Annotated in this window: 23 protein-coding genes; 12 read left to right on the forward strand and 11 right to left on the reverse strand. The window is 71.2% G+C overall.

The genetic code is table 11. The annotated features are described in order from the left end of the window. Positions 1 to 195 carry a hypothetical protein gene (locus ABD743_RS09085; RefSeq protein WP_344720645.1) on the reverse strand — a complete coding sequence of 65 codons (195 nt, stop codon included), beginning with the start codon at positions 193 to 195 and terminating at the stop codon, positions 1 to 3. Between the two features lie 138 nt (positions 196 to 333). Then, positions 334 to 888, reverse strand: a complete 555-nt coding sequence (locus ABD743_RS09090; RefSeq protein WP_344720647.1) for a dihydrofolate reductase family protein — start codon at positions 886 to 888, stop codon at positions 334 to 336. 163 nt (positions 889 to 1,051) lie between these two features. On the opposite strand from ABD743_RS09090, the gene ABD743_RS09095 reads away from it, so the two are divergent. Both ABD743_RS09095 and ABD743_RS09100 read left to right on the forward strand, forming a co-directional pair. Next, a complete protein-coding gene (locus ABD743_RS09095) occupies positions 1,052 to 1,555 on the forward strand; it encodes a hypothetical protein (protein ID WP_344720649.1) in 504 nt (167 codons plus the stop codon). A 153-nt stretch (positions 1,556 to 1,708) separates the two neighbouring features. Next, complete coding sequence (locus ABD743_RS09100; RefSeq protein ID WP_344720651.1) at positions 1,709 to 2,854, forward strand: MFS transporter; 1,146 nt, start codon at positions 1,709 to 1,711, stop codon at positions 2,852 to 2,854. Positions 2,855 to 2,872: 18 nt separating this feature from the next. Here the strand turns inward: ABD743_RS09100 and ABD743_RS09105 are convergent, their stop codons facing one another. Then, positions 2,873 to 4,090: a helix-turn-helix domain-containing protein gene (locus ABD743_RS09105; RefSeq protein WP_344720653.1), complete on the reverse strand. Its 1,218-nt coding sequence runs from the start codon at positions 4,088 to 4,090 to the stop codon at positions 2,873 to 2,875. A gap of 154 nt (positions 4,091 to 4,244) precedes the next feature. On the opposite strand from ABD743_RS09105, the gene ABD743_RS09110 reads away from it, so the two are divergent. Continuing rightward, positions 4,245 to 6,038, forward strand: a complete 1,794-nt coding sequence (locus tag ABD743_RS09110) for an NAD(P)-binding domain-containing protein (protein WP_344720655.1) — start codon at positions 4,245 to 4,247, stop codon at positions 6,036 to 6,038. Between the two features lie 57 nt (positions 6,039 to 6,095). Here ABD743_RS09110 and ABD743_RS09115 read toward each other — a convergent pair whose 3' ends face one another. The 3 genes from ABD743_RS09115 to ABD743_RS09125 form a co-directional block, all read right to left on the reverse strand. After that, positions 6,096 to 6,956, reverse strand: a complete 861-nt coding sequence (locus ABD743_RS09115; RefSeq protein ID WP_344720657.1) for an oxygenase MpaB family protein — start codon at positions 6,954 to 6,956, stop codon at positions 6,096 to 6,098. A gap of 102 nt (positions 6,957 to 7,058) precedes the next feature. Then, positions 7,059 to 7,358, reverse strand: a complete 300-nt coding sequence (locus ABD743_RS09120; protein ID WP_344720659.1) for a hypothetical protein — start codon at positions 7,356 to 7,358, stop codon at positions 7,059 to 7,061. Beyond that, positions 7,355 to 7,777, reverse strand: a complete 423-nt coding sequence (locus ABD743_RS09125) for an ankyrin repeat domain-containing protein (RefSeq protein ID WP_379659023.1) — start codon at positions 7,775 to 7,777, stop codon at positions 7,355 to 7,357. Before ABD743_RS09125 ends, ABD743_RS09120 begins: the two co-directional genes overlap by 4 nt. Before the next feature lie 85 nt (positions 7,778 to 7,862). On the opposite strand from ABD743_RS09125, the gene ABD743_RS09130 reads away from it, so the two are divergent. Next, entirely contained in the window at positions 7,863 to 8,720 is an 858-nt protein-coding gene (locus ABD743_RS09130) for an alpha/beta fold hydrolase (protein WP_344720661.1), read from the forward strand. Here ABD743_RS09130 and ABD743_RS09135 read toward each other — a convergent pair. Next, positions 8,704 to 9,978, reverse strand: a complete 1,275-nt coding sequence (locus tag ABD743_RS09135) for a M18 family aminopeptidase (protein ID WP_344720663.1) — start codon at positions 9,976 to 9,978, stop codon at positions 8,704 to 8,706. The genes ABD743_RS09130 and ABD743_RS09135 overlap by 17 nt on opposite strands. Before the next feature lie 19 nt (positions 9,979 to 9,997). Here ABD743_RS09135 and ABD743_RS09140 point away from each other — a divergent pair, with 19 nt between their 5' ends. Beyond that, positions 9,998 to 11,443 carry a GMC family oxidoreductase gene (locus ABD743_RS09140; RefSeq protein ID WP_344720665.1) on the forward strand — a complete coding sequence of 482 codons (1,446 nt, stop codon included), beginning with the start codon at positions 9,998 to 10,000 and terminating at the stop codon, positions 11,441 to 11,443. A 10-nt stretch (positions 11,444 to 11,453) separates the two neighbouring features. On the opposite strand, the gene ABD743_RS09145 is transcribed toward ABD743_RS09140, so the two are convergent. Together ABD743_RS09145 and ABD743_RS09150 are read right to left on the reverse strand one after the other, a co-directional pair. Continuing rightward, complete coding sequence (locus ABD743_RS09145; protein WP_344720667.1) at positions 11,454 to 12,236, reverse strand: arylamine N-acetyltransferase family protein; 783 nt, start codon at positions 12,234 to 12,236, stop codon at positions 11,454 to 11,456. Positions 12,237 to 12,254: 18 nt separating this feature from the next. Then, a complete protein-coding gene (locus ABD743_RS09150; RefSeq protein WP_344720669.1) occupies positions 12,255 to 12,674 on the reverse strand; it encodes a nucleotide triphosphate diphosphatase NUDT15 in 420 nt (139 codons plus the stop codon). A gap of 6 nt (positions 12,675 to 12,680) precedes the next feature. Between ABD743_RS09150 and ABD743_RS09155 the strand changes: the two genes are divergently transcribed. The 3 genes from ABD743_RS09155 (at position 12,681) to ABD743_RS09165 (ending at position 16,147) form a co-directional block, all read left to right on the forward strand. Continuing rightward, positions 12,681 to 14,714 carry a M3 family metallopeptidase gene (locus tag ABD743_RS09155; RefSeq protein ID WP_344720671.1) on the forward strand — a complete coding sequence of 678 codons (2,034 nt, stop codon included), beginning with the start codon at positions 12,681 to 12,683 and terminating at the stop codon, positions 14,712 to 14,714. Positions 14,715 to 14,866: 152 nt separating this feature from the next. Next, on the forward strand, positions 14,867 to 15,094 hold the full coding sequence (locus ABD743_RS09160; protein WP_344720673.1) for a hypothetical protein: 228 nt from the start codon (positions 14,867 to 14,869) through the stop codon (positions 15,092 to 15,094). A gap of 36 nt (positions 15,095 to 15,130) precedes the next feature. Next, a complete protein-coding gene (locus tag ABD743_RS09165) occupies positions 15,131 to 16,147 on the forward strand; it encodes an MsnO8 family LLM class oxidoreductase (RefSeq protein ID WP_344720675.1) in 1,017 nt (338 codons plus the stop codon). A gap of 70 nt (positions 16,148 to 16,217) precedes the next feature. On the opposite strand, the gene ABD743_RS09170 is transcribed toward ABD743_RS09165, so the two are convergent. Then, positions 16,218 to 17,336, reverse strand: a complete 1,119-nt coding sequence (locus ABD743_RS09170) for a family 16 glycosylhydrolase (protein WP_344720677.1) — start codon at positions 17,334 to 17,336, stop codon at positions 16,218 to 16,220. 306 nt (positions 17,337 to 17,642) lie between these two features. On the opposite strand from ABD743_RS09170, the gene ABD743_RS09175 reads away from it, so the two are divergent. Together ABD743_RS09175 and ABD743_RS09180 are read left to right on the forward strand one after the other, a co-directional pair. After that, complete coding sequence (locus ABD743_RS09175) at positions 17,643 to 18,311, forward strand: response regulator transcription factor (protein ID WP_344720678.1); 669 nt, start codon at positions 17,643 to 17,645, stop codon at positions 18,309 to 18,311. A 143-nt stretch (positions 18,312 to 18,454) separates the two neighbouring features. After that, positions 18,455 to 18,730, forward strand: coding sequence for a GlsB/YeaQ/YmgE family stress response membrane protein (locus ABD743_RS09180; protein ID WP_241042384.1), 276 nt, complete (start codon positions 18,455 to 18,457; stop codon positions 18,728 to 18,730). Positions 18,731 to 18,818: 88 nt separating this feature from the next. On the opposite strand, the gene hisC is transcribed toward ABD743_RS09180, so the two are convergent. Then, positions 18,819 to 19,871, reverse strand: a complete 1,053-nt coding sequence (gene hisC, locus ABD743_RS09185; RefSeq protein WP_344720680.1) for a histidinol-phosphate transaminase — start codon at positions 19,869 to 19,871, stop codon at positions 18,819 to 18,821. Positions 19,872 to 19,950: 79 nt separating this feature from the next. On the opposite strand from hisC, the gene ABD743_RS09190 reads away from it, so the two are divergent. Both ABD743_RS09190 and ABD743_RS09195 read left to right on the forward strand, forming a co-directional pair. After that, a complete protein-coding gene (locus ABD743_RS09190; protein ID WP_344720681.1) occupies positions 19,951 to 20,652 on the forward strand; it encodes a dienelactone hydrolase family protein in 702 nt (233 codons plus the stop codon). A 168-nt stretch (positions 20,653 to 20,820) separates the two neighbouring features. Continuing rightward, positions 20,821 to 22,788 (forward strand): acetoacetate--CoA ligase, encoded by a 1,968-nt coding sequence (locus ABD743_RS09195; RefSeq protein WP_344720683.1) that lies wholly within the window; start codon positions 20,821 to 20,823, stop codon positions 22,786 to 22,788. The last annotated feature ends 46 nt before the right edge of the window (positions 22,789 to 22,834 follow it).

Genomic DNA, 22,834 nt, shown 5'->3' on the forward strand with positions numbered 1-22,834 from the left:
TCAGTCGAGCAGGTCGATCTTTCCGGAGGAAAGAGTGAGTACACCGCCACGGATGGTCAGCTTGCCGGTCTGCACCGCTTGCGCAAGCCCCGGAGTCATAGCGGGCAGCGCGGCGACCACCAGGCGCACATTCGCTGCGATGGCCTCGTGCAGCAACGCCGGTCCGGTTGCGCCGGTCCGGCGCGCCTCCGCCACTCATCACAAGAGATTCCGCCACGGGGAATCAAACTGTTGCGCTGGTCGGTACGAACAATTCGACGAGCGCCAACGCCCCCGGAACCTGACGCAGAGGTTCCGGGGGCGTCGGCATGCCCGTGACGCGGGTCGATCGGGTCAGTCCGAGGCGCCCGGCCCGTAGATCAACTGCACCACGCCGTTGTCGAAGGCCTGGCTCCCGACAAGGGTCATCGTCGTCTTCGGAGTGCCCTCGGGGAACAGCCGCAGGCCCGTGCCGAGTGCGACCGGGTAGACGAACAGGTGCAGTTCGTCGACCAGGCCATCGGCGATCAGGGCCCGGACGAGGGTGGCGCTACCACTGATGTAGATCCCTCCGTCCACGCTGTCCTTGAACTTGCGGATGGTTTCGACGTCGTAGCCGCCGAGCACGCTCGAGTTGTTCCAGTCGGCCTGCTCCAAGGTGGAGGAGACGACGTACTTGGGGGTGTCGTTGAAGAACGGGGCGCCGGGGTCGTCCTCCACGGTGCGGGAGGACCAGGCCGGGGCGAACATCTCGTAGGTGGTGCGACCGAGCAGGATGGCCGAGCACGAACCCGTCATGGCCCCGAGGGCATCGCTCATCCCGGCGGTGAACTCGTAGCCGAAGGTCCAGGTCGGTGTGTCGATCACTCCGTCGAGGGTGGAGAACTCGTGCACCTTGATCGTGCCCATCATGCGCTCCTTCAGCGGTCGGCCTGGCGCTTCGCCCGCCCCGTCGGACTCATCGAGGCCTCGTGGTGGTTGATGATCGTTGCCGAATGATCCCATCTGGTCGACTTGGGTAGTTACAGGGTGGCGTAGCGAAATGTCCGGTGGCGCCGTGGATGCTTGGCCGGTGGCAGGCGAAGCGATGGCACGACGGTTGCGGGTCCAGGGTGCGGTGGAGCTCTTGTGCGCCGTGCTGCTGCCCGTGGTGTTCCTTCGGGTGACCGGCCCGGCCGCGGGTGCCGTCGCGGCCTGGGTCGCGGTCGATGCTGCGCTCGTCGTCGGGGCCTGCTACTGGTTCGCCCGCGCTGCCAAGGCGAGCCGGGGCCTCGCGCGCACCCCGAACCTGCGTGCATTCGCCAGTGCTCGCGTGGGGCTGATCGTCGTGCTCGGTGTCACGCTGGTCGTGGTCGTCGCCGACATCGTGACCGGTGGTGGTTTCGCGCAGTGGTTCGCCGCAGCGGTCTGGCTCTTCGCCGTGGCCGAATACGTCAACTACTTCCATCTCCAGCTCAGCTACCAGAACGCCGCCGACCTCCGCAGGCTGATCCGCCGGGGCCGACTGGTGCCGGCGCACCTGGGACGGGAGCTGGCCCACCCCGCTCGCCACGCGGGCAGTCTCATGGACACATGACGGGGAATGCGGCGCGCGCGGAACAGCGATAGGTGTCCAAGTCGCGACCGCCCGCCGAAAAGCGTTGGGCCGGGGGGACGGAGGTCCGTTAACTTGGGCGTTATGCCTGGTTGACGCACCTTACCGCCCCCGGCCCGCCCCCTCGCCCGACGCATGCTCGGGTGGGCGTTGCTGGCCGATGTCATCCCGCTCTACCCCCTGTACGCGCTGCTGTTCGCCGACAGCGGCCTGTCCGGCGCCGAGATCTCCGCGCTGTTCGCGATCTGGTCCGCCGTCGGGGTCGTCGCCGAGGTGCCTTCCGGCGCGCTCGCCGACCGTTTCTCGCGGCGCGCCTGCCTGGTTGCTGCGGGGGTTCTGCAGGCCTTCGGCTACGGCGCCTGGGTCCTGCTGCCGAGCTTCGCCGGGTTCGCGCTCGGGTTCGTCCTCTGGGGCCTCGGCGGTGTGCTCGTGTCCGGCGCGCAGGAGGCGCTGCTGTACGACGGGCTGGTCGCCGCAGGCGCCGAGGAGCAGTACGCCCGCGTCAACGGCTGGGTCACCGCCGCGGAGCTGATCGCACAGCTCCCGGCCGCGCTCGCCGCCACCGTGCTGTACGCCGTGGGCGGGTTTCCGCTGGTCGGGTGGGTGAGCGTCGGAGTCTGCCTGGCCGCGGCCGCGATGGCTTCCCGGCTGCCGGAGCCACCGCGAGGGAGCGGCACAGACGAGGATCCCGAGGACGAGCTCGGCTACCTCGCGACGCTGCGCGCCGGTCTCGTCGTCGCCGCGAACCGGCCCGGTGTCCGTGCCGTCGTGGTGGCGACGGCCCTACTGGCAGCCTTCGACGCAGTGGAGGAGTACTTCCCGCTCATCGTCGCCGGATGGGGGGTGCCCACGGCCTTCGTCCCGGTGGCCGACCTGCCGATCGTGCTCGCCGGGGTGGTGGGCGCCGCCCTCGCGGGGCGGGCGGGCCGGCTGGGCTCTGTGTCGCTCGCCGTGGTGCTCGCAGCCGCGATGTTCCTGTTCGGAGCGGCCGGGCTCGCCGACCATCCGGCGGGGATCGCGGCGGTGGCCGTGTTCTACGGCGCGTACCGGTGCGTCCTCGTGGTGGTGGATGCACGCCTGCAGGAGCGGATCGAGAGCCGATCGCGTGCCACGGTCACGTCGGTGGCCGGCGTCGGCACGGACATCGCCACCTTCGGCGTGTACGCGGCGTGGGCCGTCGGCTCGATTCCGCTGGTGGCGGCGCTCGGCGTGCTGATCGCCGTGGCCTTGCCCCGACTGCTGCGCGCTCCGGTCGCGCCGGACGTCACGAGGAGTGGATGAGGCCGCCGAGGGCCCTCGTCACGGCCGGGGCACCGCCGGCTCCCGCAGTTCGACGCGCACCCCCGCGGCGATGCGGTACGGCCGGTGCTGCAGCAGCGGGCCGAGCGTCCGGCGCAGCCGTGACATCTCGGCGCGCACCGTGACGCGGCTGCCGCCCTCGCCGAAGAGGTCCCCGGCGAGCTGTGCGGCCGAGCGGCCCTCCGGACTGCGGGCCAGCGCCCGGAGCACCTCGGCGTGGCGCGGGGTCAGCGTCTGCTGCCAGGAACCGCTGGCGGTGGTCACGTGGATCCGGGGCGGCGCGCTCGTGAGATCGACCAGCAGATGGGTGGGACCGTCCGCGCCCGCCGTCCGGGGACGAAGCAGCCATCCTCCCGGCAGCGGTTCGGCGCTGCAGAGCCCGAGCCCCGGCAGCCACACCTCGCCCGCCGCCAGCGCGTCGGGCATCGCCACCCTGGCCGGAACGGGGAGATCGACCGCCGCGGCGGGGACACCGTCCTGGCTCACCACCAGCGCAGGGCCGGACAGCCGCGCGAGCACCGGCGCCGCGACGACGCGCAGCCGCTCGACAGCCCGCTCGTGCGTGAGCCGTAGCTCCAGCTCGACGAGCCGGGCGACGGCGTCGACGAGCGCCACCGTGCTGGCGTGGACGGTGTGGGCGGGCCCGCTCAGGTCGACCGCGCCCAACAGGCGGTCGGTGATCGGGTCGTGCAGGGGCGCCGCCGCGCAGGTCCACGGCTGGTGTCCCTCCGACCAGTGCTCCCCGGCGTAGACGTGCAGGGGTTCCTCGACCACCAGGCTCGTGCCGATCGCGTTGGTGCCGACCGTGTTCTCGTCCCACACCGAGCCCTCGACGAACCGGAGGTCGTCGGCCCGGCGCCGGACGGCGGCTCCGCCTTCGCGCCACAGCACGTGGCCCTCGGCGTCCACCACGACCATGATCTGGGCGGCTGCCTCGGCCACAGGGAGCAGCCGGGCCCGCAACAGCGGCAGGAGGGGCGCGAGCCCGCTGGCCGCGCGGCGCTGCTCCAGGTCGGCCTGGTCGAGCAGCGGTTGCTCGGCCGACCCGCGTGGGTCGAGCCCGGCGTCGCGCACCCGCCGCCACGATGCGCTGATCACCGGCCGTGGGGAGACCGGGGGAGCGTTCCCGCTCAGGGCGGCATCCCGTACCCGGCCGAGCACCCTGGCCCGCTCTCGTGGGTCCTCACCGGGCCGTACTGCGCTCTCCGGACGGGGCATGGGTTCCTCCGGCCGCCATCCTGCAACCCGCGCGATACGGGGCACAAGGGACCGGTTGCAACCCCTTGCAACCCTGCTGTGTTGCTCCGTCGCCGTGTTTCCTGCGAACCAGGGCGCCGTCGATGAGGAGGGCGCACGACCACGGGGAGCGAGAATGACGCAGACGCTCGAGCCGGCGTCCGGCACGACGGCGCGTGAACGTGTCGATACGTGGCTGGCGGACTTCGAGGCGGCGCTGGCCGCGCGGGATGCCGAGCGCGCCGCCGGGTTGTTCGCGACCACCTCGTTCTGGCGCGACCTCATCGCGTTCACCTGGAACATCACCACGGTCGAGGGCCGCGAGGGTGTGGCGGAGCTGCTGCGGACCACGCTCGAGCGCACCGACCCCCGGGGCTTCCGCACCACCGAGGAGCCGACGGAGGCCGGTGGCGTCGTCGAGGCGTGGCTGGAGTTCGAGACGGCCGTCGGGCGTGGCCGGGGGCACCTGCGCCTGGTCGAGGAGGGGGCGTGGACCTTCCTCACCACGCTCTACGAGCTGAAGGGCCACGAGGAGCCGCAGGGCGAGCAGCGGCCCATGGGCGTGGAGCACGGGGCCCGCCGCGACCGGATCTCCTGGAAGGAGGCCCGCGAGGCGGAGCAGGCCGAGATGGGCCGCACCAGCGAGCCCTACGTCGTGGTCGTCGGGGGCGGTCAGGGCGGGATCGCGCTGGGTGCGCGGTTGCGCCAGCTGGGGATCCCGCACGTGGTGGTGGACCGCCACCCACGTCCCGGCGACCAGTGGCGAAGCCGCTACAAGTCGCTCTGCCTCCACGACCCGGTCTGGTACGACCACCTGCCCTACATCGACTTCCCGAAGAACTGGCCGGTCTTCTCGCCGAAGGACAAGATCGGCGACTGGCTGGAGATGTACACGAAGGTCATGGAGATCAACTACTGGTCCTCCACGACCGCCACCAGCGCGTCCTACGACGAGGCCGCCGGCGAGTGGACCGTGGTGCTCGACCGGGCAGGCGAGCAGGTGGTGCTGCACCCCAAGCAGCTCGTGCTGGCCACCGGCATGTCCGGCAAGGCGAACGTGCCCACGATCCCCGGCCAGGACCGATTCCGCGGCGAGCAGCACCACAGCTCCCAGCACCCCGGGCCGGACGCCTACGCGGGCAAGCGTGTGGTGGTGATCGGCTCGAACAACTCGGCGCACGACATCTGCGCGGCGCTGTGGGAGCACGGCACCGACGTGACGATGGTGCAGCGCTCGTCGACGCACATCGTGAAGTCCGACTCGCTGATGGAGCTGGGGCTGGCCGACCTGTACTCCGAGCAGGCGGTGGCCAACGGGATCACGACGCAGAAGGCGGACATGATCTTCGCGTCGCTGCCGTACCGGATCATGCACGAGTTCCAGAAGCCGATCTACGACGCCATCCGCGAGCGCGACGCCGACTTCTACGAGCGGCTGGAGAAGGCCGGGTTCTGGCTCGACTTCGGTGACGACGAGTCGGGCCTGTTCATGAAGTACCTGCGGCGCGGCTCGGGCTACTACATCGACGTCGGCGCGGGTGACCTCGTCGCGAACGGGGACATCAAACTCGTGCGTGGCGCCGTCCGTGAGCTGACAGAGGACGCCGTTGTGCTCGACGACGGCACCGAGCTGCCCGCTGACCTGGTGGTCTACGCCACCGGCTACGGCTCGATGAACGGCTGGGCCGCCGACCTGATCAGCCAGGAGGTGGCCGACAAGGTCGGCAAGGTCTGGGGTCTGGGCTCCGCCACCACCAAGGACCCCGGGCCGTGGGAGGGCGAGCAGCGCAACATGTGGAAGCCCACCCAGCAGCAGGGGCTGTGGTTCCACGGCGGCAACCTGCACCAGTCCCGCCATTACTCGCTCTATCTGGCACTGCAGCTGAAGGCCCGCCACGAAGGCATCCCGACGCCCGTCTACGGGCTCTAGGAGGTGCACCACCTGTCCTGAGGCCCACAGGGGTGGGTAGCGACGCCCCCGGTGCCGCTACCCACCAGTGGCAAGAGACGAACGCGGCTGTTCAGATACATCGTCCCGGCCGTGGACGAGCCGGCGGGCCCGCTGGATCTCCGGCGGTGCCGGCATGTCGGGCAGCAGATGGGTGGCCGTGCGCAGGGTCCGCAGGGTGAGGGTGGCGCCGAGGTCGGTGGTCGGCACACCAGGGAGGCCGTACATGCGCCGTGCCCATCGGGGCAGGGTCGCGAGGGCGAGCGATGCGATGGCCGGGACGGCCAGCTTCGTCACGACGGTCGGGGCCGCGCCGCCCTTCGGGGCGAACATGTTGCCCACGGCGTGGCGGGCCTCGTCGGTGAGCCCGAGCTCGGGACGCATGCTCTCGAGGTAGGTCCGCATCTCGATGCGTGACGCCGGGGCGGCCGGCAGCCCCACGACGCGGGCGGCGCGGACGCTCTCGGCGAGGTACTGGTCGACCTGCTGGTCGTCGATGATCCCGGCCCGCCGCGCGATGTCGGCGTACGAGTCGATCTCCGTGGAATGCACCCAGAGCAGCCCTGACGGCTCGTCGATCCGGAACGTCGCCCCGGTGACGGGATCGTGGCCGCGCAGTGAGGCGTGCAGCCTGCGCACGCGAGCGGCCGCGGCCTCGACGGCGGCTGTCGTGCCGAACGTCCGGACGCCGACGAACTCCACCGTGCGCTGGAACCTCGACCACGCCTTGCGCGGGTCGAACAGCGCCGAGTTCTGGTACGTCCCGCGCATCACGCGGGGATGGAGCGACTGCAGCAGCAGCGCGCGGAACCCGCCGACCCAGAGCACCGGTTCGAGGTGCACGCGCCACGTCACGGAGTCGGGCCCGAACAACCCGTAGTCCTGCTGCTCCTCGGCCACTTCGCCTCCTTCGCCGTCGGGTACGGGCGGCAGCCCCGCGTCGCGACCTCCCCAGCACAACATGATCGGCGCGTTGTCGCGACCCGATCACCTGAGGGGGCCTCAGCCGGTGTCGCCCGCCGGGTCGCGCGGATCGCCGTCGTAGTCCTCACCGTCGTCGACGTCATCGTCGACGACGCCGGGGGCGTGGGGCGGTCGCAGCCGGTATTCGCCGCCGTGCCCGGCCACTTCGTGCAGGTCGTAGTGGTGCACGATCTTGGGTCCGTCGTGCAGGTGCGTGTAGCGGACGGTGCAGGGCGCCGGTTCGGATGGCTCGCGGGTGTGCACGCGCCCGTCCAGCGGACCGCCGACGAACCAGTAGACGTCGCGCCCGCCCGCCAGGGACGCTTCCTCGGCCGTCACGACTGCTGTCTCCGCTGCAGGAGCTCCAGCATGTCGGGGAGATCGAAGAAGGTGGCAGTGGCAAGAGCCGACTGGGCGCCCTGCTCGGGATCGGCTCCCGCGCCGAGGAGGGCGGTGACGCACTCGGCGCAGCGGTGGAAGGTGGCGGCGGCGAGCGCTGTCTGACCGCGGTCGTTGAGGCGGGCGGGGTCGGCGCCGCGTTCCAGCAACGCTGTCACCGTGTCCGAGTGGCCGTGGTAGGCCGCGAGTATCAACAGGGTGTCGCCCTTGTCGTTCGTGAGATTGGCCTGCAGCCCCGCGTCGACATGGGCGATCAGCTCGGCGGTGTGACCTTCACGCGCAAGATCGAACATCCGGTGCGCGAACGCCAGCGTTTCGGCGTCCAGGCCACCCGCGGTATTGGGTTGCTCCGGTTGCATCCGAACACGGTACGGGCGCGGCGGTACAAGCGCCCAACTGATCGTCGGTCTTCTCGTGCGCATCGCGGCGTGCCAAGGTCGCAACGTGACCGAACCCCGGATCCACGCATTCGACGTGCCGGGCGCCCGGCTGCACCTCGAGACCCGAGGGACCGGCCCGCTGCTGCTGTTCGTCGTCGGCGGGAACGGGGATTCGACGATCTACGGTGGTGTCGCCGCCGCGCTCGCCGACCGCTTCACGGTGGCCACCTACGACCGGCGCGGCTTCGTCCGCAGTCCCGTGTCCGGCCCGGTGGACGACGACACCCGCCTTGCCGCCGACGTCGACGACGCGTGCCGCCTGATCGACCACCTCGGTGGCGCTCCTGCTCACGTGTTCGGAAGTAGTTCCGGGGCGATCGTCGTGCTGGAGCTCATCTCACGGCACCCCGACCTCGTCGCCACCGCGGTTGCGCACGAACCGCCGATCACGGGGCTGCTGCCGGACGGAGCGGATTGGCCTGCCTTCTTCGACGACGTGTACGCGGCCTACCGCGCCGAGGGTGTGTGGCCGGCGATGCAGCGGTTCGGCGTGGCGGTCGGGGTGGGTGGGAGCAGCGGGCCGCCGCCCGGCGTGGAGCTGCCCCAGCCCGTCGTCGAGATGATGGCGCGGGCGGAGGCGAACGCGACGTTCTGGCTGGAGCACGAGCTGCGCTCCTACCCGCGCTACGTCCCCGATCCGGATGCGCTCGCCGCGGTCGCCGACCGGATCGTCCTCGCAGGGGGAGCCGAATCCCGAGAGCACATGCCCTACCGCCCGAACCTCGTGCTCGCCGAGCGGCTGGGACTCGGGGTCGTCGACTTCCCCGGCGGGCATGTGGGATACGCGACGCACCCCTCGGAGTTCGCGTCCCGGCTCGCCACGGTGCTGACGCAGGAAGGAAGCGTCACACCGGGTCGGTGAGGAACGCCGTGGCCGCAGCGGCGAGGTGGCCGGGGTCGCGCACCCCGCACAGCTCGCGGGCCGAGTGCATCGACAGCACCGGGATTCCGACGTCGATGGTCCGGATCCCGAGACGGGTGGCGAGGAGCGGCCCGACGGTGGTGCCGCACGGCACTGTGTTCTTCCCGACGAAGAACTGGGTGGGGACGTCAGCGTCCCGGCAGGCGCGGTGCCAGGCGGCCGCGCCCGGTGCGTCGGTGGCGTAGCGCTGGTTGGCGTTGACCTTCAGCGCCGGCCCGCGGTTCGGCAGCGACCGGTGGGTGGGGTCGTAGTGACCGAGGTAGTTCGGGTGCGCCGCGTGCGTCACGTCCACGGAGAGACAGCGCGACACCGCGAACGCGGAGCCGCGGGCGTCGAAGCCACCGGCGAGTCGCGTCAGCACCGTCTCCAGCAGAGGGCCGGACGCACCGCTGGCCGAGCCGCTGCCGATCTCCTCGTGGTCGAAGCCGACGAACACCGGGATGACGGCCGCACGGTCCGCGGCGGCGACGTCGTCCGCTGCCGCAAGGAGCGCGCCGAGGCCCGCGTGCACCGAGGCGAGGTTGTCCAGCCGGGGTGCGGCCAGCAGGTCCTCCTCCTCACCGAGCAGCGCGGGCGGATTGACGTCGTGCACGACGAGGTCGTGCGCGGCCACCTCGTCAGGGTCGACGCCGACCTCGCCCGCCAGGAACTCGATCAGGTCACCGTCGGCGGGCGAGCCGAGGCCCCAGACGGGCTGCAGGTGCTGCTGTGCGTCGAGGGTGAGGCCCTGGTTCACCTGGCGGTCGAGGTGAATGGCCAGCTGCGGCACCCGCAGCAGCGGCCGGTGGACGTCCACGAGCACGCTGGTGCCGTCGTAGAGCGCGAGCCTGCCGGCCAGGCCGAGGTCCCGGTCGAGCCACGAGTTCCACAGCGCCCCGCCGTACACCTCCACGGCAACCTGCCGCCAGCCGCCCGCTCCCAGGTCGGGGCGCGGCTTGACCTTCAGCGTCGGCGAGTCGGTGTGCGCCGCGAAGATCCGCATCGGAGTGCCGGGCCGCACGGACTCCGGCACGAACCAGGCGAGCAGCGTGCCGTCCCGCACGAGGTAGCGGCCGCCGGGGCGGTCGTCCCACGGGCCCGCCTCGGGCTGCTCGGTGAACCCGGCGGCGGAGAGGCGTCTGACACCCTCGGCCACGGCGTGGTACGGGGTGGGCGCCGCGGTGATGAAGTGGGCGAGGTCCTGCGCGAGATCCGTCATCGGGTGCATCCTCTCCCACGTGCCCCGGCAGGAGTTCGACGTGGTGGTCGTCGGTGCCGGATCAGCCGGCTGCGCTCTGGCGTCCCGCTTGACGGAGGACCCGGCCCGGGTGTTGCTGCTGGAGGCCGGTCCGGCCGAGGTCGCACCGGACGTGCTCGACGTCGGGTCGTTGGCCGCTACCCGGCCCGGGCATCCCAGCAACTGGGCCTACCCCGCGCAGCTGCGACCCGACTGCGTCACCACGGTGCCGCGCGGCCGCGGGCTCGGAGGGTCGAGCGCGATCAACGGGGCGATCTGGGTGCGAGCCACCCCCGCGGACGCCGACGGCTGGGGCGTTCCCGGGTGGACGTGGGCCGACTTGCTCCCGCACTACGTCCGCAGCGAACACGACCTCGATCGTCCCGGCCCACCCTGGCACGGTGACCGCGGACCGGTACGTGTGCAGCGGCCGACAGCGCAGCTCCTGCACCCGGCCACCATCCGCTTCCTCGACGCGGCAGGACGCCTCGGCTTCCCCACGGAACCCGACAAGAACGCGGGTGGGCCACCCGGCGCCGGGCTCCTGCCCAGCAACGGCATCGACGGGGTACGGGTGAGCATCGCGCGTGCCTACCTTCGCGAGCCCCGCGCCAACCTGGTGGTGCGCACCGATGCCCCTGTGGCGCGCGTGCTGCTCGACGGCGACCGGGCCCGCGGAGTCGAGCTGCACGACGGCACGGTGGTCGAAGCGGGGGAGGTCGTGCTCGCCGCCGGCGCTATCGCGACGCCGCACCTGCTGCTGCTCTCCGGGATCGGACCACCCGATGGCCTGCGCGCGGTGGGCGTGGCCGTGGCGCGCGACCTGCCCGGGGTGGGCCGGGACTGGTCCGATCACCCCGCCGTGTACCTCCCGTTCGGCACCGGCGACCCGCCCGCCCACCCGCACGCGACGTGCATCCAGGCCTCGCTCGACCTGGACGCCGGGGCCGATCCGGCCGGTGACGTGGAGGTCATGCTGTTCGTACGGCCGTTCGAGAACGGGAGCGACCTACACCTGATGTGCGCGCTTCAGCGCCCCGACAGCCGCGGGACGATCACCCTCACCTCGCCTGACCCACGGGCCCGCCCCCGGGTCTCCTACGCCTATCTGCGCACCGAGCACGACCGGCGCCGCCTGCGGCACGCGATCCGCGTGGGGGCCGACATGCTCCGGGCCGGGCTCGGCACACGCACGGGCCCGACCGGCGACGTCCTCGGCTCCGACCGTGCCTTGGACAGCTGGATCGCCGCTCACCTCAGCACCACCCAGCACCTCAGCGGAAGCGCCGCGATCGGCCCCGTCGTGGACGCCGAGCTGCGCGTGCACGGTGTCGCGGATCTGCGGGTGGCGGACACCTCGGTGCTCCCGGTGGTGCCGCGCCGCGGGACGGCCGCCACCGCCGTCGCCATCGGGGAGAAGGCGGCGGAGCTCGTCCGGCGCGGCTGAGGGGCCGGGGTCAGGAAGCCGCCGAGCTCTTCTCGACCGCAAGGGGGCGCCAGGGCCGGTCGAGCACGATCTCGAACCGCTCGGCCAACAGTGACCGCTCCTGCACGGCGTCCACCCTCCGGTCGATGCGGACGCCGTGCTCGATCTCGGAGAACACCCCGTTGAGCAGCGAGATCCGGCCGTCGCGGGTGGGCAGCACAGCGAAGCGACGGGCCACGAAGTACGAGTTCGGGTCGTGCTCGTGGTAGCGGGAGCGCTCCGCGAACTCCGCCAGCTCCCGCGGCCGCGGGTACCAGGCCCAGCTCGGCTCCCAGCGGCCGTCGTGGCGGCGCTCGGAAGACCACCACAGGTCACCGTCGCGCTGCAGCCGGACGTGGCCGTGGACGCCGGGACGCAGCGGCACGGGCTCGATCCAGCTCGCACCGTTGCCGCAGTCGGCGAGGAACAGACCGTCGAACGTGTCGACGAGCAGCCGCAGGTGGTCGAAGTCGGGGCCGCGGTTGCCGTCCTCGTCGAGGGTGAACGCCGAGAACAGCGTGACGTCGAAGCCCAGCTCACGCAGGAACCCTGCCAACAATCCGTTGAGCTCGTAGCAGTAGCCCCCGCGCCGGCGGCGGATCATCTTGTCGGCGATGTCGTCAAGGTGTAGGGAGATCGGCACGCCGAGGTGGATGTCGTAGTCCTCGGACGGCATCGTCCGGGCGTAGGCGCGGTGCAGAGCGGAGAGCGCCGCGCCCGTGGGCGCGGCCGGGGGCTTGGCCCCGATCCGGTCGAGGAGGGCGTCCACATCCATGCATCCGAGTGTGCGCCCTCACACCCGCTCGAGGTCCAGCAATCCGTCGTCGAGGCAGTGCCGGAGCGGCACGAACAGCTCATTCCGGCGCGCTTGCAGCTCGCCGATCGTGAGCCAGTCCAGTGCGGTGGCCTTCTCCGGCTCCATGAGCCGGGGCTCGCCCGTGATCCGGGAGCACGCGAGGAACAAGGTGACGTAGTGGCGGCCGATGTCGGGCATCGGGTCGTCGGTGAATCCCAGCCGGGCGGTGACAGCGACGACGAGGCCGGTCTCCTCGGCCACCTCGCGCACCGCCGTCCGCTCCGGGGACTCGCCGAACTCCTGGTGGCCGCCCGGCAGCCCCCACAGGCCCGCGCCGTGCGCTCCCGCCCGCCGCATCACGAGCACCCGCCCGTCGTCCACCACCACTGCGCCGACACCGACCCGTACCTCCGTCACGGACCTATGCTCGCGCGCGTGAGCACCAACCCGTTCCTCGCCCCGAGCCCGCTGCCCTTCCAGTTCCCCGACTTCGACGCCATCCGTGAGGAGCATTTCCTGCCCGCGTTCACGGCGGGAATGGAGGAGCAGCGCGCCGAGGTGGACGAGATCACCGCCGATCCCGGTCCGGCGACCTTCGACAACACGATCGTCGCGCTGGAGCGATCGGGCGCGGTGTTGCGGCGGGTCTCGGCGGTGTTCTTCACGCTCGTCGGCTCCTGCAGCACCCCGGGGATCCGCGCCATCGAGGCCGAGGTCGCTCCACAGCTCGCCGCGCACTCGGACGCGATCATGCTCGACCCGGCGCTGTTCAGCCGCATCGAGGCCCTTTTCGCGGCGCGCGACGATCTCGGCCTGGACGCCGAGTCGCTCCGGCTGCTGGAGCGCCGCCATCGCGATGCCGTCCGCGCCGGGGCGCGACTAGGGGCCCCCGAGCAGGAGCGACTGCGGGCGCTCAACACGCAACTGTCGGCTCTCTCCACCGAGTTCGGTGCGAAACTCCTGGCCGGGGCGAACGACGGGGCGGTGCTCGTCGAGGAACCGGCGGAACTCGCCGGGCTCCCCGCGGACGCCCGTTCCGCTGCCGCCCGCGCGGCCACCGCACGTGGCCACGACGGTGCCCACCTGATCACGCTCGTGCTGCCGACCGGACAGCCCGCGCTCGCCTCGATCAGCGATCGCGGACTGCGCGAGCGGGTGCACCGCGCGTCGGTCACGCGTGGGCTCGGCGGGGAGCACGACACCCGGGAAATCGTGCTCCGCATGGCCGCGCTGCGCGCTGAGCGCGCCCAGCTGCTCGGGCACCCGCACCATGCGTCCTGGGTGGTCGAGATCGGCACGGCCGGCACCGTCGACGCGATCGACGCGATGCTCGGGAAGCTCGCTCCGGTTGCGGCGGCCAACGCCCAGACCGAGGCGGACGAGCTGTCGGCCACGGCCGGGTACCCCGTCGAGGCGTGGGACCGGGCGTTCTATGCCGAGCGGGTGCGCCGCGAACGCTTCGACCTCGACGCCGGCGCGATGCGGCCCTACCTCGAGCTGGAGCGCGTGCTGCACGACGGTGTCTTCTACGCCGCGAGCCGCCTCTACGGGCTGCGGTTCAAGGAGCGCCACGACCTGCCCCGCTACCACCCCGAGGTCCGGATTTTCGACGTCTTCGACGAGAACGGGCAGCTCGGGCTCTTCGTGGCCGACCTCTACGCGCGTGAGTCGAAGCGTGGTGGGGCGTGGATGAACTCGTTCGTCACGCAGTCGCGGCTGCTCGACACGTTGCCGGTGGTGCTCAACACGCTCAACCTGGCGCGCCCCGCCGACGGGGAACCGACGCTGCTCACGATCGACAACGTCCGCACCCTGTTCCACGAGTTCGGGCACGCGCTGCACGGGCTGTTCTCCGACGTCCAGTACCCGATGTTCGCCGGCACCGCGGTGCCGCGCGACTTCGTCGAGTACCCGTCGCAGGTCAACGAGATGTGGCTGCGCGACCCGGAGGTTCTCGCCCACTACGCCCGCCACCACGAGACGGGCGAGGCGCTCCCAGCCGAGATGGTGGAGCGGTTTGACGAGGCGCAGCTCTTCGGCGAGGGCTTCGCGACCACGGAGTACCTGGCTGCCGCTCTGCTCGACCAGGCATGGCACCGTCTCGGGCCGGACGCGCAGGTGACCGACGTCGAGCGGTTCGAGGCCGACGCGCTCGCGGCGGCGGGGGTGGCCGTGCCGACCGCTCCGCCTCGCTACCGGACCACCTACTTCAACCACATCTTCGGCGGTTCCTACAGCGCGGGCTACTACTCCTACATCTGGAGCGAGGTGCTCGACGCCGACACCGTCGAGTGGTTCGCCGAGAACGGCGGGTTGCTCCGGGAGAACGGCGATACCTTCCGCAGAGAGCTGCTCTCCCGTGGCGGCTCCGTCGACCCGATGGACGCCTACCGGGCCTTCCGTGGACGCGATCCCGAGATCGCGCCGTTGCTCGCCCGCCGTGGCCTGACGGGTTAGCGCCCGACGTCGCCGTCCGCCCGGCTCTCGGCGCGCCGGGTGGTCGGCGCGAAACCGGGGAGATGCCGAACGGGTGCCCGGGATACCCTCGCCTGATGATCCTCTGAGCTGCGGTCCCTCATCCCACCCCCCACGATCTCGGAGGTTCCCCCATGTCCCAGCAGCCGTCCGGTCCCGCGCAGCCCGAGCCCGTCGACGAGCCCACTCCGGAGGCCACCGAGGCCGGCGAAGCCGAGCCCGCCGCCGAACCGGAGCCGCTCAACCGCGCTGCCCGCAGGGCGAAGGCCAAGCAGGCCGACCCGTCCCACGTCGGGCCCCGGCCCGGGTTCACCCCGGCGGGCCGTGGCGGGCGGAGTCATACCAAGCGCCGCATCAGCTGATCTCGCGCCGGCCGCCCCGCAGAGGGGCGGCCCGGAATGCGTGTCGCACGGCGCGCGTTGCGCCGGATGATGTTTCCGCAGGTCCGGCTCTCGCTCCTGGATCGCTCACGGACGCGGGCCGGGGAGCCCGATGCAGCGGCGCTCCGTCACACCGTCGAACGCGCGCAGCGCGCCGAGGAGCTGCGATACCACCGGTTCTGGGTGGCCGAGCACCATGCCGTCCCCGGGATCGCGAGCGGGAGCCCGCCGGTCCTCATCGCGGCCGTCGCCGCCCGCACCGAGCGGATCCGCGTCGGCTCGGGTGGGGTGATGCTCCCCAACCACCAGCCACTCGTGGTGGCCGAGCAGTTCGCGATGCTGGAGGCCTTGTACCCCGGCCGGATCGACCTGGGGGTGGGGCGCTCCCTCGGCTTCACCCCGCCGGTGCGCAGAGCGCTGCGGCGCGACTCGGACGCCCCCGACACGTTCGCCGCCGACCTCGCGGAGCTACGGGCCTATCTCGACGGCTCGGCGCCCGTCACCGTGCGTCCGCGGCTCGCGCTGCCCGTGCCGATGTTCGTGCTGGCCACCAGCCGGGGTCTGGCGATCGCCGGAGACGCCGGCCTGCCGGTTGTGCTGGGAGGGCCCGCGCTCGACGACGAGGGGATCGGCGAGAAGCTGGCCGACTACCGGGCCCGCGTCCGTGCCGCCGGAGCCGAGCCCTACGTCGTGGTGTCGCGGGACGTGCTCGTGGCGGACTCGGTGGCGGAGGCCCGGGAGCTCGCCCTGCCGGAGGCCTGGGCGCTGGCGGCCGCTCGCACCACCGGGCAGTTCCCTGCCTTGGAACCGGCCGACGCCGCCCGCCCGCTCTCGGCCCGGCAACGCAGTGTCGTCGAGCAGACGGTCGACCGCACCGTGCACGGGGACGAGGCGACGGTCGCGAAGGCCTTGACCGGCCTGCTCGCGCGAACGGGCGCCGACGAGCTGCTCGTGTCGAGCTCGACGTTCGACCGCTCGGCCCTGCGCGACTCCGACGCGAGGCTCGCCCGGATGTTCACCGCCGTCCGCACATGAGCCCGGAAACGACTCGTCCCGCCCGGTGGGGAGCGCCGGGCGGGACGAGTGGACGTCGATGCGTCAGCGACTACTTGTAGATCCGCATGTAGTCGACGTACATCTCGCTGGCCTTGGGGGAGCCGCCGTCGGGGAAGTAGTCGAGCTGGATCGTCGGGTGCATCTTGCCGGGCGGCAGTGTCTTCTCGTCGGTGCTCTCGAACCACTTCTCGCCGTCGATGTAGCCGGTGACCCGGCCGTCGACCCACTCAACGGCGTAGTTGTGCCACTGGGTGATGTCGATGTTCTTCTTGGCGTACTTCTGCTGGTTGCTCGAGCTGTAGTGCAGGAAGAACGACACGTCCTTGGAGGCGCTGTTGGTCTCGGCGAAGTCGATCTCGCCGCCCTGCGGCCAGTCGACGTCGCTGGGCCAGAGGATCAGAACCGGGTGGTACTGGGAGTCACCCGCGGGGAACTTCGCGCGCATCTCCCACTTGCCGAAGCGCTGGCTGTCGCCCCACGCCATGCCGCCGGTGTTGCCGTCGGAGTCGCCGCGGATGACCAGCGAGCCGTTCTCGACGGTGACCGCCTTCTCGCTGCGGGTGCCGTTGCCGCCGTGGCCCTCGCCTTCGTAGAGGGTCCACTTGGAGCTCATGTTCCCGTTGAATTCGTCGCCGCCGACCTGGGTCCAGCCCTTGAGAAGGCCGGCCTGCTTGCCGTCGCCCGCCGGTTTCACGAGCGGGGCAGGCGGCGGAGCCTGCTTCTTCTGTGAGTGCTGGGTGGTGGAGGTGGGGCCCTCCGAGGACTCACGAGCGCCCAGCGGGGCCGGGAGCGGCGCGCCCGTGACCGGGTCGAGGGTGGGGAGGTTCGGAACAGTCGGGAGGTCGACCGTCGTCGCGGGGTCGTTCCGCACGATCGCGTTGCTCAACTCAGGGGCGGCAGTTGCGGCTTCGTCCGCGGGCCGGAGAGTGGTTGCGACGGTGGTCGCGATGAGCATCACCGTGGCGCCGATGGCGAGGGGAGCCAACCTGCGAGTCAGTGAGCGCTGGGGGAGCGGGTCGGTCGTGACGACGGCGTCGACGCTACCGCCCGGCCGGCGGTGCCGACCGGTGTTGGTCACGGTGGGGGAGCCGTGCTCTGCGGTGATCCGTGCGATCAGCTCGGTCGGGGACTCCGGGCGATCTTCCGCAGCGAAGGTAGTCCGTCGCATGAGGCGGAACCTTAAAGAAGGAGGAGCCGGATGATCAGCAATCCTGAGAGCCACGGTTGCGCGTGCGCGCCAACAGGTAGGTCAGACGCGCCAGAATGCCCTCAGACGGACGTATGGGAGCGCTTCCGTACTCCGTTCGGAGTACCTGACCTCTCAGCTGTCTGAGAGGTTCCACTCAACTTGAGCAACAGTCGCTCCGTTAGACGATTGTTATCGGCGTCCGGCTACGACAAGCTTGGGGGGATGCTCCCCGCTGCTCCCCCGGGGGGTGCGTCCTCGTACGTGTCGACAGCGATGCCGCCACGTGTGTCCGTACCCCCGAACGACCACGTCCTCTTGGCGCTACCACCGACGGCCGCGTCGTCTGCCGTGCTGCGCAGCCTGCGGTCCGACGGAGTGTCGATCAGCCCCGTCAGCGACGGCATCGCGGTGCTCGACGCCGTCCGTTCCCGTGAACCGGGGCTCCTGGTGCTCGACGTCGAACTGCCCGGGCCGGACCAGGCGGCCGTGCTGGCGGCCGTCCAGAGCGAGGCGCCGAACGTGCCGGTCATCGCGGTCACCCCACGTGAACGCCGGGCGGCCCTGCTCGGGCAGCTGCGTGGTGACCGCGACGACTACCTGCTCCGGCCCTTCGCCGTCGACGAGCTGGCTGCCCGGATCAGGCTCCGGCTGCGGCTCGGCACGGCCGTCGAGAACACGGTGATCCGCCACGGCGAGCTGACCGTCGACACCGAGCTCGGCGAGGTCACGGTCGACGGTCAGGCGGTGTCGTTGTCGCCCACTGAATTCGCAATGCTTATGGCACTGCTCGCTACCCGGGGTGAGGTCGTGTCACCCGATCGCCTCGCAAGTGCCGTGTGGTCCGAGACGGCTTCGGCAAATCTCGTACAGGTGTACATCTCCTACCTGCGTCGCAAGATCGGCGCGGAGCGGATCCGCACGGTCCGCGGTGAGGGATACGTACTGGAGCCCTGAGAGTCAGGCGAAGGGTGAGCGGCGACCCGATAACACTTCGGGTGTCATCCGGTCTCCTGACGTGCAGGTTCGCTCACCCCGTGCTACCCAGTGCAGCACAGGGCCGCGCGGGGTCGGTCCTGCCTAGACCTCGGGAGTTTGCAGTGACCATCACCGGGATCATCACAGCGATCGTCATCGGCGCCATCATCGGGTTCGTCGGCCGGCTCGTGGCCCCTGGAAAGCAGAACATCCCGATCTGGCTGACCATTCTCGTCGGGATCGTGGCCGCTTTCATCGGCACGGCCATCGCCAAGCTGTTCGGTGTGGCCAGCACCGGTGGAATCGACTGGATCGAACTCATCCTGCAAGTGATCGTCGCCGCCATCGGCGTCACCATCGCGGCGGGGGCCTACAGCAGGCGCGGCGTCACGCGCTGACTCCACCCGCACCACCACCGCGGCCCGGTCCCGACAGCCCGTCGGAACCGGGCCGCGGTGTCTGCCGGAAACGCCGGCCAGGGCTACCTCAGTCGACGAACGATTGTGCCGCGGCCAGGAAGGCGTCGTTCTCCTCCGGCGCGGCGACCGTCACTCGCACGCCGTCCGAGGCGAACGGACGGACGATGACCTTGTTGTCCAGGCAATGCGCGTCGAACGGTGGGGTGCGCTCGCCCAGCGGGAGCCACACGAAGTTGGCCTGCGTCGGTGGCACGGTGTAGCCGGCCTGCAGCAGCACATCGCGCACCCTGAGCCGCTCGCTCTGCACCTCCGTGCATGCGGCGAGGAGCTCGTCGGCGTTGTCCAGTGCCGCGATCGCACCGGCCTGTGCCACGGAGCTCACGCTGAACGGCGAGCAGACCTTTCGCAGGGCCGCGGCAACCTGGGGCGTGCTGACCGAGTAGCCGACCCGCAGCGCGGCGAGCCGGTAGGCCTTGGAGAACGTCCGCAGCACGACGAGGTTGGGGTAGGCGTCGAGCAGGGCCATCCCGTCGACAGCGGCCGGGTCGTTGACGTACTCGAAGTAGGCCTCGTCCAGTGCGACGAGGACGTCCGGCCCGACAGCGGTGAGCAACCGCTCCATCTCGGCGCGGGTGACGACCGTGCCCGTCGGGTTGTTCGGGCTGCAGACGAGCACCAGACGCGTCTTCGGGGTGACCGCCGCGATCATGCCGTCGATGTCATGGCGGAAGTCGGCGTCGAGCGGCACCTTCCGCATCGTGGCGCCCCCGATGTGCGCGACGATCGGGTAGGACTCGAACGAGCGCCACGCGAACACCACCTCGTCCGACGGTTCGAGGCAGGTGGCCTGCACCAGTTGCTGGCAGAGGCTGACCGACCCGCACCCGACGGCGATCCGCTCGGTGTCCACACCGAGATGCTCCGACAGGCGCGCGGTGAGCCCGGTGACGGCGAGATCCGGGTACCGGTTGCCTGCCATGGCGGCCTCGGCGATCGCGGCGAGCACGGGTGCCGTCGGCGGCAGTGACACTTCGTTGCTTGCGAGCTTGATCGCTCCGGCGATCGCGCGGCCGGGCACGTAGGCCGGGAGCGTGTCGAGGTCGGGGCGAATCAGCGGCATGTCGACACCCTATGTCTGTGACGTCCTCAACGTGGTGCCGCCACCCTCCCACAGCGCGCGCCGTGACACCCTTGTCGTCATGACCGAGATCAGGACGGAGACCGTCCCGCTGGTCGACGGCAGCGCTCTACGGCTCACCGTGGCAGAGCCGGACGGCCCGGTCCGTGGAGGGATCGTGGTCCTCCACGAGGCGCGGGGCGTGACCGACGCCGTGCGTGGTCTCGTACAGGGACTGGCGGGAGACGGGTGGCTCAGCGTCGCACCGCACCTCTACCACCGCGACGACGCCGACGAACTCGACGGCGCGGCCGACGACGAGGTTCAGCAACAGGTCGACCGGCTCGAGGGTGAGCAGATCATGGCCGACACCGACACCGCGTTCGGCTGGCTCGCCGACCACGACATCAGCGCCGACCGGATGGGCGTCATCGGCTTCGACCTCGGCGGCTCGGTCGCTCTGGTGGTGGCGGCACAGCGGCGGCTCGGTGCCGCGGTCACGGTGGCGGGCGAGGGCATTGCGGTCGCGCCCTCCGCGAGCCTCCCGTCTCTCGTCGAAGCTGCGCCCGACCTCACCTGCCCCTGGCTCGGGATCTACGGGGAGACGGCCGACGGGAAGCCGGACCCCGACGTCAGCAGGCTCCGCGACGCGGCGAGCTCGTCCGAGGTGGCCACGGACGTCGTCGTCTATCCGCGCAAGGGCTATCGCTTCGACGACGACCCCGAGGTCGCGGCCGACGCCTGGCAGCGCACCCTGAACTGGTTCGACTCCCACCTTCGCTGAGCCGCGTCAGGCCTCCGCCGGCATGGTTTGCGCACCCACACCTTCCGCTCCCCGCAGCGCCATCCGATGGGGTATGCGCCCATACCCGAGCCGGTCGCGCAGCGCCTGTCCCTGATCACCCGGGTCGGCGCTGGCGCGACCGGGCGGCGGGCTTGCATGCTGGCCGACATGGTTGCGTCCGAGATCCCCACCGTGCTGTGGACTCCCGACCCGGAGCACACCGGCCCGATGGTCGAGTTCTGCGAGTGGGTGCGTGAGCACCGCGGGGTCGACGTGTCCGGCTACGCCGCGCTCCACGCCTGGTCAGTCGATGATCTCGAGGGCTTCTGGTCCGCCGTCGCCGAGTTCACGGGCGTTCGCTTCCGCTCGCAGCCGACCGCCGTGCTGGGCTCACGGGAGATGCCGGGCACCGAGTGGTTCCCGGGGGCGACGCTCAACTACGCGGAGCACGCGCTCACCCCTGGCCCAGGCCGCCAGGACGCCGACGTCGCGGTCGTCTTCGCGCGGGAGGACGGGCTGGAGCGCATCGTCACCCACGCCGAGCTGCGGGAGCTCGTCGGCCGGGCCCGCGCCGGTCTGGTGCGCTCCGGAGTCGGCCGCGGCGACCGGGTCGTGGCTCTCGCCCCCAACAGTGTCGAGACGCTGGTGACGTTCCTCGCCGCCGCCAGCCTCGGCGCGGTGTGGTCGTCGTGCTCGCCGGACTTCGGAGCGCGTGCCGTCCACGATCGGTTCGCCCAGATCGAGCCGGTGGTCCTGCTGGCGGTCGACGGCTACGTCTACGGCGGGAAGCGGTTCGACATCCGTCCGACGATCGAGGCCCTCCGCGCGCAGCTGCCCACGCTGAAGGCGACCGTCCTCGTCCCGTACCTGGACGAGGAGGCGACGCTCGACGGCACCGTGCCGTGGAGCGAATTCACGGCGACACACGATCCGCTCGAGTTCGAGCCCGTCCCGTTCGACCACCCGCTCTGGGTGCTGTACTCCTCCGGCACCACCGGCCTGCCCAAGGGCATCGTGCACGGCCACGGCGGGATCGTCCTGGAGCACGTGAAGGCGCTCGGGCTGCAGATGGAGCTCGGCCCGGGTCGACGCTTCTTCTGGTTCACCACCACCGGCTGGATGATGTGGAACCTGCTCATCGGCGGGCTGCTGGTGGGCACCACCATCGTCTTGTTCGACGGCAGTCCGGGCCACCCCGACCTCGGTGCGTTGTGGGCGCTGGCGGAGCGGCACGACGTCACGTACTTCGGCGTGTCGGCGCCGTTCGTCCAGTCGTGTCTCAAGGCCGGGCTCCGGCCCCGGGACCGGTACGAGCTCGGCTCGCTCACGGCGATCGGGTCCACCGGTGCGCCGTTGTCGGTGGAGGGCTTCCGGTGGATCGCCGACGCCGTCGGCGAGCACATCCAGATCTGCTCGGTGTCGGGCGGCACGGACGTGTGCGCGGCGTTCGTCGGCTCGGCACCGATCGTCCCCGTGTGGCTCGGGGAGATCTCCTGCGCGTCCCTCGGTGCTGCCGTCGTCGCCTACGACGAGTCCGGCAAGGAGCTGATCGACGAGGTGGGCGAGCTGGTGATCACCCGGCCGATGCCGTCGATGCCGGTGTCGTTCTGGAACGACCCGGACGGCACCCGGCTGCGCGAGGCCTACTTCGAGGACTTCCCCGGTGTCTGGCGCCACGGCGACTGGTTGCGCGTCACGCCGCGCGGCTCGTACGTGATCTACGGCCGCAGCGACTCCACGCTCAACCGCGGCGGCGTCCGGATGGGCACGGCGGACTTCTATGCGGTGGTGGAGGGTTTCGACGAGATCGTCGATTCATTGGTGATCGACACCACTCAACTCGGCGCCCGCGACGAAGGTGCCCTGCTCTGCTTCGTCGTGCTGGCGCCGGGAGCCTCGCTGGAGGACGTCGAGCCGGCGCTGCGGCGTGCCCTGCGGACCGAGCTGTCGCCTCGACACGTGCCCGACCGCTTCATCGTCGTCGACGCCGTGCCCCGCACCCTCAACGGCAAGAAATGCGAGGTACCGGTGAAGAAGATCCTCGCCGGAGTGGCCCCGGAGAAGGCGGTGAGCCGGGGTGCCCTCCAGAACCCCGACGCCCTCGCCCCGTTCCTCGCGCTCGGGAGCGGGGGGTAGTGATCCGGGCGGATCGGCCTGTGTACGCTGGGACCCGCTGGAGGCC

It is taken from the genome of Pseudonocardia yunnanensis, from assembly GCF_039534065.1.
GTDB lineage: Bacteria > Actinomycetota > Actinomycetes > Mycobacteriales > Pseudonocardiaceae > Pseudonocardia > Pseudonocardia yunnanensis.